The sequence below is a fragment of the Nesterenkonia sp. F genome, assembly GCF_000220985.1.
In the GTDB taxonomy this organism is placed as follows: Bacteria; Actinomycetota; Actinomycetes; order Actinomycetales; family Micrococcaceae; genus Nesterenkonia.
On the sequence record NZ_AFRW01000069.1, the window covers coordinates 1 to 7,323 of the forward strand.

Consider the following 7,323-nt stretch of genomic DNA (forward strand, 5'->3'; position numbering starts at 1 on the left):
GTGCATCTTGTCGGACACCACGACGCCGCGCAGGTTCTTGCGGTAGGCGCGCTCAGTGCCCTGTGCCTCGGTGTTGGTTTCGCTCATGATCAGTCCTCAGCCTTCTCTTCAGTGGACTCTGCCTCAGCACCGACCGACTCGCGAATGCCCAGCTCCCGCTCGCGCAGGACCGTGTAGATCCGGGCGATGTCGCGCTTGACGGCCTTCAGACGGCTGGAGTTCTCCAGCTGACCGGTGGCGGACTGGAAGCGAAGGTTGAACAGCTCCTCCTTGGCGCTGCGCAGCTGCTCGGCGAGGGACGAGTCGTCCATCGCGGAGAGCGTCTCAACCGTCAGATCCTTCGACCCAACTGCCATGGTCACTCACCACTCTCTCGGCTGATCACGCGTGCCTTCATCGGCAGCTTGTGGATTGCCAGACGGAGGGCCTCCTTGGCCACCTCGTCGCTGGCACCGGTCACGGTCAGCTCGAACATCACACGTCCGGGCTTCACGTTGGCCACCCACCACTCGGGCGAGCCCTTGCCGGAGCCCATGCGGACCTCGGCCGGCTTCTTGGTCAGCGGGTGGTCCGGGTAGATGTTGATCCACACCTTTCCGCCTCGCTTGATGTGGCGGGTCATGGCGATACGCGCAGACTCGATCTGGCGGTTCGTGACCCAGCCGTGGCCCAGGGCCTGGATGCCGTACTCGCCGAAGGCGAGCTCAGTGCCGCCCTTGGCGTGGCCGCGACGCTTCGGCTTGTGCGGCTTGCGGTACTTGACTCGACGGGGCATCAGCATCAGCTCTGACCTCCTTCTGCTGCAGACTCGGAAGCAGCCGGCTGGGCTGCGGTCTCAGCGGGGGCCTGCTGGTCGCGGCTGCGACCGCCGCGCCGACGACGCTCGCCGCCGCGGCCACCACCGCCGCCGCGCCCGCCGCCGCGGCCCGAAGGCTGCGCGGCCTGCTGGGCGGCCAGCTCCTTGTCGGTCAGGTCGCCCTTGTAGACCCAGACCTTCACGCCGATGCGGCCGAAGGTGGTCTTGGCCTCGTGCTTGCCGAAGTCGATGTTGGCCCGGAGGGTGTGCAGCGGCACGCGGCCCTCGCGGTAGAACTCGTTGCGCGACATCTCCGCACCGCCCAGACGGCCGGAGCACTGGATCCGGATGCCCTTCGCGCCCGACCGCATGGCCGAGGACGATGGACTTCTTCATCGCGCGGCGGAACGCCACGCGGGCGGCCAGCTGCTCGGCGACGCCCTGGGCGATCAGCTGGGCATCGGTCTCGGGGTTCTTGACCTCGAGGATGTTCAGCTGGATCTGCTTGGCGGTCAGCTTCTCCAGCTGGCCGCGGATCCGGTCCGCCTCGGCGCCGCGGCGGCCGATGACGATGCCCGGACGGGCAGTGTGGATGTCGACCCGGACGCGGTCGCGGGTGCGCTCGATCTCGACCTTGGAGATGCCGGCGCGCTCCACGCTCTTCGCCAGCAGCTCGCGGATCTGGACGTCTTCCTTCACGAAGTCCTTGTAGCGCTGACCCGCCGCGTTGGAGTCGGCGTACCAGTGGGAGACGTGGTCCGTCGTGACGCCCAGACGGAAACCATTGGGGTTGATCTTGTTACCCACTACTGATCCCCACCTTTCTCGTCCGCACCGACCACGACGGTCACGTGGCTGGTGCGCTTGTTGATGCGGTAGGCCCGACCCTGGGCGCGCGGGCGGAACCGCTTCATGGTCGGACCCTCGTCGACCCGGGCCTCGGTCACGACGTAGTCGTCCTCGTTGAACGCGACGCCGGCCTGGTCGGCGTGCTGGCGAGCGTTCGCCATCGCCGAGGCCAGAACCTTGTAGACCGGCTCGGAGGCTCCCTGCGGGGCGAACTGCAGGATCGCCAGCGCCTCGTTGGCCTGCTTGCCGCGGACAAGGTCGACGACGCGCCGGGCCTTCATAGGCGACACACGCAGATAGCGCGCAATTGCCTTGGCTTCCATTGCTTTCCTTCTCTCGTCTCTGGATCGAAGAGGCAGCGTGCTCATCCCCTCGGGGATCAGCGGCGCTTGCCCTTCTTGTCGTCCTTCACATGGCCGCGGAACGTGCGCGTCGAAGCGAACTCGCCGAGCTTGTGCCCGACCATCGACTCGGTGATGAACACCGGGATGTGCTTCCGGCCGTCGTGCACGGCGATGGTGTGGCCGAGCATGTCCGGGACGATCATCGAACGGCGGGACCAGGTCTTGATGACATTCTTGGTGCCCTTTTCGTTCTCAGCCTGCACCTTCAGGTACAGGTGCTGATCAACGAAGGGGCCCTTCTTCAAGCTGCGTGGCATGGCTCCAGGCTCCTATCGCTTGTTCTTCTTGGTACGACGGCGACGCACGATGAGCTTGTCGCTCTCCTTCTTCGGGCGCCGCGTGCGACCCTCGGGCATGCCGTTCGGGTTGACCGGGTGGCGGCCGCCGGAGGACTTGCCCTCGCCACCGCCGTGCGGGTGGTCGATCGGGTTCATCACGACGCCGCGGACGGTCGGACGGACGCCCTTCCAGCGACTGCGGCCGGCCTTGCCCCAGCTGATGTTGGACTGCTCGGCGTTGCCCACCTGGCCGACGGTGGCGCGGCAGCGCACGTCGACGTTGCGGACCTCGCCGGAGGGCAGCTTCAGCTGCGCGTGCTTGCCCTCGCGGGCCACCAGCTGGATGGAGGCGCCGGCGGAGCGGCCGAGCTTGGCGCCGCCGCCCGGACGCAGCTCCACGCCGTGCACGACGGTGCCCAGCGGGATGTTGCGCAGCGGCAGGTTGTTGCCCGGCTTGATGTCGGCGTTCGGGCCCGACTCGACGGTCGCGCCCTGGGCCAGCCGGCCCGGAGCCAGGATGTAGCGCTTCTCGCCGTCGGCGAAGTGCAGCAGCGCGATGCGGGCGGTGCGGTTCGGGTCGTACTCGATGTGAGCGACCTTGGCCGGCACGCCGTCCTTGTCCGACCGGCGGAAGTCGATCAGCCGGTACTGGCGCTTGTGCCCGCCGCCCTTGTGGCGAGTGGTGATCTTGCCCGAGCTGTTGCGTCCGCCGGTCTTGCCCAGCGGACGCAGCAGGGACTTCTCCGGGGTGTCCCGGGTGATCTCTGCGAAGTCGGCCACCGACGAGCCACGCTGGCCCGGGGTGGACGGCTTGAGGTTACGGATAGCCATGTTCTTCTTCCTCGATTAAGTGGTCTCCGCCTGCCCTGGTCAGGACAGCGGACCTCCGAAGATGTCAATGTTGCCCTCGCGGAGGCTCACCACGGCACGCTTGGTGTCGTTGCGCGAACCCCAGCCGAAGCGGGTGCGCTTCCGCTTGCCCGGGCGGTTGTTGGTGTTCACCTTGTCGACGGTGACGCCGAAGATCTTCTCCACGGCGTACTTGATCTCCGACTTGGTGGCCTTCACCTCGACGAGGAAGGTGTACTTGCCCTCGTCGATCAGGCCGTAGGACTTCTCCGAGACGACCGGCGCGATGATGACGTCGCGCGGATCCTTGACGGTCGGGACGCTCACTTGGCCTCCTCCTTGTTCGCACCCTGGGCATGGGCCAGGAAGGCGTCGTAGCCGGCCTGGGTGAACACCAGGTCGTCGGAGACGACGACGTCGTAGGTGTTCAGCTGGTCGGCGTACAGCGTGTGGACGGACGGCAGGTTGCGGGTCGACAGCGCGGCGGCGTCGTCGCCGCGGTCGATCACGACCAGCCAGTTGCGGTTCTGGCCGCCCAGTCCCTCCAGGGCCTGCTTCGCAGCCTTGGTGGAGGTGGACTCGACCAGAGCGTCGACCACGTGGACGCGGCCGGCGCGAGCACGGTCGGAGAGGACCCCGCGCAGCGCGGCGGCCTTCATCTTCTTCGGGACCTTCTTGCTGTAGTCCCGCGGAGTCGGGCCGTGCACGATGCCGCCGCCGATCATGTGCGGGGCGATCATCGAACCCTGGCGCGCCCGACCGGTGCCCTTCTGCCGGAACGGCTTCGTGCCGGTGCCGGAGACCTCGGAGCGGGTCTTCACCTTGTGGGTGCCCTGACGAGCTGCGGCCTGCTGCGCGACGACGACCTGATGGATCAGTGCGACGTTGGTCTTGGCGTCGAAGACCTCGGCGGGGAGATCGACGGAAACCTTGTTGGCCATGAGGATCATGCTCCCTTCACTGCAGTGCGGACCAGGACGACCTGGCCGCGAGCACCGGGGACGGCGCCCTTGATGAGCAGCAGGTTCTTCTCGGCGTCCACGGCGTGGACGGTGAGGTTGTGCGTGGTGTGGCGGTTGTTGCCCATCCGGCCGGCCATGCGCACGCCCTTGAACACGCGGCCCGGAGTCGCGGCGCCGCCGATGGCGCCGGGCTTCCGGTGGTTCTTGTGCTGACCGTGGGAGGCGCCGACGCCGCCGAAGCCGTGACGCTTCATGACGCCGGCGAAGCCCTTGCCCTTGGTGCGGCCGACGACGTCGACCTTCTGACCGGTCTCGAAGGACTCGACGGACAGGTCCTGGCCGGCCTCATACTCGGAGGCGTCGCCGGTGCGGATCTCGACGAGGTGGCGACGCGGGGTCACGCCGGCCTTCTCGAAGTGACCGGCCAGCGGCTTGGTCACCTTGCGCGGATCGATCTGGCCGTAGCCGATCTGCACGGCCGAGTAGCCGTCGTTCTCCGCGGTGCGGATCTGGGTGATGACATTGGAGTCGGCCTGGACGACAGTGACCGGCACGAGGTTGTTGTCCTCGTCCCAGACCTGGGTCATGCCGAGCTTCGTGCCCAGCAGCCCCTTGACGTTCAGTTCGACGCGGGAAATGTTGGTCATAGTTCTCTCAGCACCTCCCTGCTTCAGAGCTTGATCTCGATATTGACGTCTGCAGGCAGGTCGAGACGCATCAACGAGTCGACCGCCTTGGGGGTCGGGTCGACGATGTCGATGAGGCGCTTATGAGTGCGCATCTCGAAGTGCTCGCGGCTGTCCTTGTACTTGTGCGGCGACCGGATCACGGCGTACACGTTCTTCTCGGTCGGCAGCGGCACCGGGCCGACGACCGTCGCGCCGGCGCGCGTCACGGTGTCGACGATCTTCCGAGCCGAGCTGTCGATGACCTCGTGGTCGTACGACTTCAGCCGGATGCGGATTTTCTGTCCCGCCATGGCATCTGCCTCTTTCTGGTCACTGCTTCGTCATGTGGTCTCTCACAGCCCGCAGCGGCCCGACGCGCGCGTCGGTGGTGAGAAGGCCTGGCCATGCGCCGGACAGGGACGTCCCGCGGCACTCCCCTTCTGCAGTTGCGGACTGCGCGTCGCCTCCCGTCGAGGAGGTGACGCACATCCCGATCAGGCCGAACCGCGTCCGCCGCGCTCTCCGCGCGTCGCCACGGCTGCTCGCCCTGTCGGGGATCCGACCCCCGCGGTCGGGCGTGTCGCTTTGATGAGCAGAGTATCTGCGCACAGCGAGACACACCACGAGGGTCGGTCTCGATCTCGAATGGTCTTTCGCCCACTGCAGCGGACCCGAGAATGGGCACGCCGGGACGCAATCGTCCGTGAGCAACTTGTCCATACTGACAGATGCCCCCATGGATTGCAAACCCGCTCGGAAGGGGCCGCCGGCGGCCCCGCCCGACGCTGTGCAGCCCGCCCGGCCCGGACAGCACGAGAGCCCCCGACGTCGCGGGGACGTCGGGGGCTCTCGTCGACTCCGGGGAGTTATCCGACCTCGCCCGTCAGGACCGGGTCGGGGCCTTCCCCGAGATCAGCAGATCCGAAGGATCACTTCAGGATCTTGGTCACACGGCCGGAGCCCACGGTGCGGCCACCCTCGCGGATGGCGAAGCCGAGGCCCTCCTCCATGGCGATCTCCTGGATGAGCTCGACGGTCATCTCGGTGTTGTCGCCCGGCATGACCATCTCGGTGCCCTCCGGCAGCTCGATGACGCCGGTGACGTCGGTGGTCCGGAAGTAGAACTGCGGACGGTAGTTGGTGTAGAAGGGGTTGTGACGGCCGCCCTCGTCCTTGGACAGGATGTAGACGTTCGCCTCGAAGTTGGTGTGCGGGGTGATCGAGCCCGGGGCGGCCACGACCTGGCCGCGCTCGACGTCGTCACGCTTCAGACCGCGCAGCAGCAGACCGCAGTTCTCGCCGGCCCAGGCCTCGTCGAGCTGCTTGTGGAACATCTCGATGCCCGTGACGGTGGTCTTCTGCTTCTCGCGGATGCCGATGATCTCGACGTCGGAGCTGATCTTCAGCGTGCCGCGCTCGGCGCGGCCGGTCACGACGGTGCCGCGGCCGGTGATGGTGAAGACGTCCTCGATCGGCATCAGGAACGGCTTGTCCTTGTCGCGCTCCGGCTCCGGGATGTACTCGTCGACCTGGTCCATCAGCTCTTCGACGGTCTTGACCCACTCGGCGTCGCCCTCGAGCGCCTTCAGTGCCGAGGTGCGGATGACCGGAGTGTTGTCGCCGTCGAAGTCCTGCTCGGACAGCAGCTCGCGGACCTCCATCTCGACCAGGTCCAGCAGCTCCTCGTCCTCGACCATGTCGGCCTTGTTGAGGGCCACCAGCAGCGCCGGGACGCCGACCTGGCGGGCGAGCAGGACGTGCTCGCGGGTCTGGGCCATCGGACCGTCGGTGGCGGCGACCACGAGGATGGAGCCGTCCATCTGGGCGGCACCGGTGATCATGTTCTTCACGTAGTCAGCGTGGCCCGGAGCGTCGACGTGCGCGTAGTGGCGCTTCTCCGTCTGGTACTCCACGTGGGACACGTTGATGGTGATGCCGCGCTCGCGCTCCTCCGGAGCGTTGTCGATGCCGGCGAAGTCCTTCGCGTCGTTCAGCTCCGGGTACTTCTCGGCGAGCACCTTGGAGATGGCGGCGGTCAGGGTCGTCTTACCATGGTCGACGTGACCGATGGTGCCGATGTTCAGGTGCGGCTTGCTCCGCTCGAACTTTGCCTTGGCCACAGGTTCCTCCTAAGAACGTGTTCAGTCAGAAGACGTGCTATCAGCCGCACTGGTGCAAGGCTGAAACTCTCGCAAGTCTACTGGGGCGCATGGTATTCAGTGAAATTTCCGGAGACCTCACGGGCCGGTCGCGCCTGCCCCGTCAGGCGGCTGATCGGCGGGACCGCTCCGGATCCGGTCCCGCCGGGAGCCCGCTCCCCCGCCCGCCGGACGACCGGCGGGGGAACGGGGCCTCGAGCTGCGCCGAGGACGATCGGTCAGACCGTCACTCGCCGCGGTTCTTCTCGATGATCTCCTCGGCCACGGCCTTCGGAACCTCGGCGTAGGCCTCGAAGGTCATGGTGAAGACGGCCCGGCCCTGGGTGCGCGAGCGGAGCTCGCCGATGTAGCCGAACAT

11 protein-coding genes and 1 pseudogene are annotated in these 7,323 nt (G+C 67.1%); all 12 read right to left on the minus strand.

Annotated features, from left to right (window positions below; all coding sequences use genetic code 11):
- Window positions 1–89: 89 nt before the first annotated feature.
- Window positions 90–356, minus strand: coding sequence for a 50S ribosomal protein L29 (gene rpmC / locus GU5_RS0105585; protein WP_029514046.1), 267 nt, complete (start codon window positions 354–356; stop codon window positions 90–92).
- A gap of 2 nt (window positions 357–358) precedes the next feature.
- Entirely contained in the window at window positions 359–781 is a 423-nt protein-coding gene (rplP, locus tag GU5_RS0105590; RefSeq protein WP_010524594.1) for a 50S ribosomal protein L16, read from the minus strand.
- Window positions 781–1,603, minus strand: a pseudogene (gene rpsC, locus GU5_RS0105595) (30S ribosomal protein S3). The gene rplP and the pseudogene rpsC overlap by 1 nt, the downstream one beginning before the upstream one ends.
- Window positions 1,603–1,968, minus strand: coding sequence for a 50S ribosomal protein L22 (gene rplV, locus GU5_RS0105600; RefSeq protein WP_010524597.1), 366 nt, complete (start codon window positions 1,966–1,968; stop codon window positions 1,603–1,605). Before rplV ends, rpsC begins: the two are co-directional and overlap by 1 nt.
- A 56-nt stretch (window positions 1,969–2,024) precedes the next feature.
- Complete coding sequence (gene rpsS / locus GU5_RS0105605) at window positions 2,025–2,306, minus strand: 30S ribosomal protein S19 (protein ID WP_010524598.1); 282 nt, start codon at window positions 2,304–2,306, stop codon at window positions 2,025–2,027.
- A 12-nt stretch (window positions 2,307–2,318) separates the two neighbouring features.
- Window positions 2,319–3,158, minus strand: coding sequence for a 50S ribosomal protein L2 (rplB, locus tag GU5_RS0105610; protein WP_010524599.1), 840 nt, complete (start codon window positions 3,156–3,158; stop codon window positions 2,319–2,321).
- A gap of 39 nt (window positions 3,159–3,197) precedes the next feature.
- Window positions 3,198–3,503 (minus strand): 50S ribosomal protein L23, encoded by a 306-nt coding sequence (gene rplW / locus GU5_RS0105615; RefSeq protein ID WP_010524600.1) that lies wholly within the window; start codon window positions 3,501–3,503, stop codon window positions 3,198–3,200.
- The gene (gene rplD, locus GU5_RS0105620) at window positions 3,500–4,117 is read right to left on the minus strand and encodes a 50S ribosomal protein L4 (RefSeq protein ID WP_010524601.1); all 618 of its coding nucleotides are present in this window, start codon (window positions 4,115–4,117) and stop codon (window positions 3,500–3,502) included. The genes rplW and rplD overlap by 4 nt, the downstream gene beginning before the upstream one ends.
- 5 nt (window positions 4,118–4,122) lie before the next feature.
- Window positions 4,123–4,785 (minus strand): 50S ribosomal protein L3, encoded by a 663-nt coding sequence (rplC, locus tag GU5_RS0105625; protein WP_010524602.1) that lies wholly within the window; start codon window positions 4,783–4,785, stop codon window positions 4,123–4,125.
- A 23-nt stretch (window positions 4,786–4,808) separates the two neighbouring features.
- Window positions 4,809–5,117, minus strand: a complete 309-nt coding sequence (gene rpsJ, locus GU5_RS0105630; RefSeq protein ID WP_010524603.1) for a 30S ribosomal protein S10 — start codon at window positions 5,115–5,117, stop codon at window positions 4,809–4,811.
- 618 nt (window positions 5,118–5,735) lie between these two features.
- On the minus strand, window positions 5,736–6,926 hold the full coding sequence (tuf, locus tag GU5_RS0105635; RefSeq protein ID WP_010524604.1) for an elongation factor Tu: 1,191 nt from the start codon (window positions 6,924–6,926) through the stop codon (window positions 5,736–5,738).
- Between the two features lie 265 nt (window positions 6,927–7,191).
- Window positions 7,192–7,323 (minus strand): elongation factor G (locus GU5_RS17775; RefSeq protein ID WP_010524605.1); only part of this gene is annotated, 132 nt, incomplete at its 5' end.

Coding starts and splice junctions, on each gene's coding strand:
- rpmC (WP_029514046.1), bottom strand. CDS start 356: ATGGCAGTTGGGTCGAAGGATCTGACGGTTGAGACGCTCTCCGCGATG.
- rplP (WP_010524594.1), bottom strand. CDS start 781: ATGCTGATGCCCCGTCGAGTCAAGTACCGCAAGCCGCACAAGCCGAAG.
- rplV (WP_010524597.1), bottom strand. CDS start 1,968: ATGGAAGCCAAGGCAATTGCGCGCTATCTGCGTGTGTCGCCTATGAAG.
- rpsS (WP_010524598.1), bottom strand. CDS start 2,306: ATGCCACGCAGCTTGAAGAAGGGCCCCTTCGTTGATCAGCACCTGTAC.
- rplB (WP_010524599.1), bottom strand. CDS start 3,158: ATGGCTATCCGTAACCTCAAGCCGTCCACCCCGGGCCAGCGTGGCTCG.
- rplD (WP_010524601.1), bottom strand. CDS start 4,117: ATGGCCAACAAGGTTTCCGTCGATCTCCCCGCCGAGGTCTTCGACGCC.
- rplC (WP_010524602.1), bottom strand. CDS start 4,785: ATGACCAACATTTCCCGCGTCGAACTGAACGTCAAGGGGCTGCTGGGC.
- rpsJ (WP_010524603.1), bottom strand. CDS start 5,117: ATGGCGGGACAGAAAATCCGCATCCGGCTGAAGTCGTACGACCACGAG.